General features: G+C 57.4%; 2 protein-coding genes. Both read right to left on the reverse strand.

Annotated elements, in window-relative coordinates; translation table 11 throughout:
- Nucleotides 1-496 (reverse strand): NADH-quinone oxidoreductase subunit NuoE family protein (locus tag HW443_RS11190; RefSeq protein ID WP_176238222.1); only part of this gene is annotated, 496 nt, incomplete at its 3' end.
- A gap of 77 nt (nucleotides 497-573) precedes the next feature.
- Nucleotides 574-1,494: SpoIIE family protein phosphatase (locus HW443_RS11195; protein ID WP_176238223.1), on the reverse strand; the 921-nt coding region annotated here is incomplete at its 5' end.

Raw genomic sequence — 1,494 nt, forward strand, 5'->3', positions numbered from 1 at the left:
TAGTTACCGCTGCCTCGCGAGTTATCCGAGCGTGTACTTCGCCGTTGACTATCATTACCGGCGCCAGGGCACAGCACCCTACGCAGGCCACTGTCTCTAAGGTAAACAGCATATCAGGGGTGGTTAACTTTCCCTCCCTCAGGTCGTACTTACGGCAAATAGCGTCATAGACAGCCATAGATCGCTTGACATGACAGGCCGTGCCGTCGCAGACGGTTACCAAATAACGGCCTTTGGGCTCCAGAGAAAACTGCGCAAAGAAGGTGGCCACCCCGAAGACCGTGGCCGGCGAAAGATCGAGTGCCGTAGCGATGTAGGTGAGAACCTCCTCCGGCAGGTAACGGTACTCTTCCTGCACCGCCTGCAAAATGGCGATCAGGGAACGATTAGCCGCCGTTTGCTCGGTGATTATCTCGTTCAAGCGGAAAAACCGGCGTTGTCCGTTCTTCCTGTCTGGGGAGACCTGTATTTGCTGTTCTACCTGCTCAGTGCTCATAGGCGGACCTCCACTGTTAAAATCCTGCTGCCATGGCGAATGTATAGCCATTGTTTTTTCATCCGAATCTCTCAAACTCACAAATGTTCCACGCTGATCAGTTTGTTGCGCCGCTTCAGTTGCTCCATTATCTCCTCCAGGTAAATCTGGCGCATAGGCTTGCCGCGCACTACGTCGGCCAATTGCTGAGGATTGATGGCATCGCCCACGATGAAGTGGATCTCATCCGCTTTCAGCAGAATACGCGCCAGTCGCGTGCACGCATCCTGCGCCGGAGGAAGATCGTGAATGGTCTCGGTTGTTCGCAGTCGTTCCGCTGCCGAACTCAAGGAGAGAACACCTTCGGTCACCACATCCACTCCCTCCAGGCAAGCAATCGGCGGGATTTTGCTTGGTGATGAGGAGCCGGAACGTTGACCGGGGGCCCGCCATTTGACTACCAGCTTTTGGCCTAGCTCCCGCGCCGCCATCTGTGCCGTTGTCCCGCCACAGATTACCTTGATGCCCTTGGCCGAGATCAACCTGCTCACCGCCAGGCTGTCCAGTTTGGGGTCCGACGGCGGCCCGGTGAGAACGGTGGCCGCACAGGCCTGCCGCACCCACATGCCAACGACTGTGGCATCGTCGCCGGGGGAGCCGTTGTACAACTTGAGACAGGTTTTACTGAGAGCACGGGTCAGCTGATAGGCATCGCCACGTGTGGCTACCCAGCGCCGTGCCGCCAGGGCGATGTTTTTCCATCCCCATCCCAGGCGATAGAGTCCCCCCACCCCGGCATGGATGTAGCCATCGCTGATCATGACCATGTAATCACCATCTTTGAGCGCGAACCGGCTCTCACAGATGGTCCGTCCGGCAATCACCCGCTCGGTCACCGGCAACTCAACTACCTGGTTGTCGCGGATCAAGATCAGTGGCGGGGTGTCGTACTCCACCAGATAGGCAACGGCGAAGTACACGCTCGGATAACTCGCGAGGCAGCGGTAACTATTGTCGAC

Origin of the sequence: Candidatus Hakubella thermalkaliphila, from assembly GCF_013281975.1 — a bacterium.
Taxonomy (GTDB): Bacteria; Actinomycetota; Humimicrobiia; order Hakubellales; family Hakubellaceae; genus Hakubella; species Hakubella thermalkaliphila.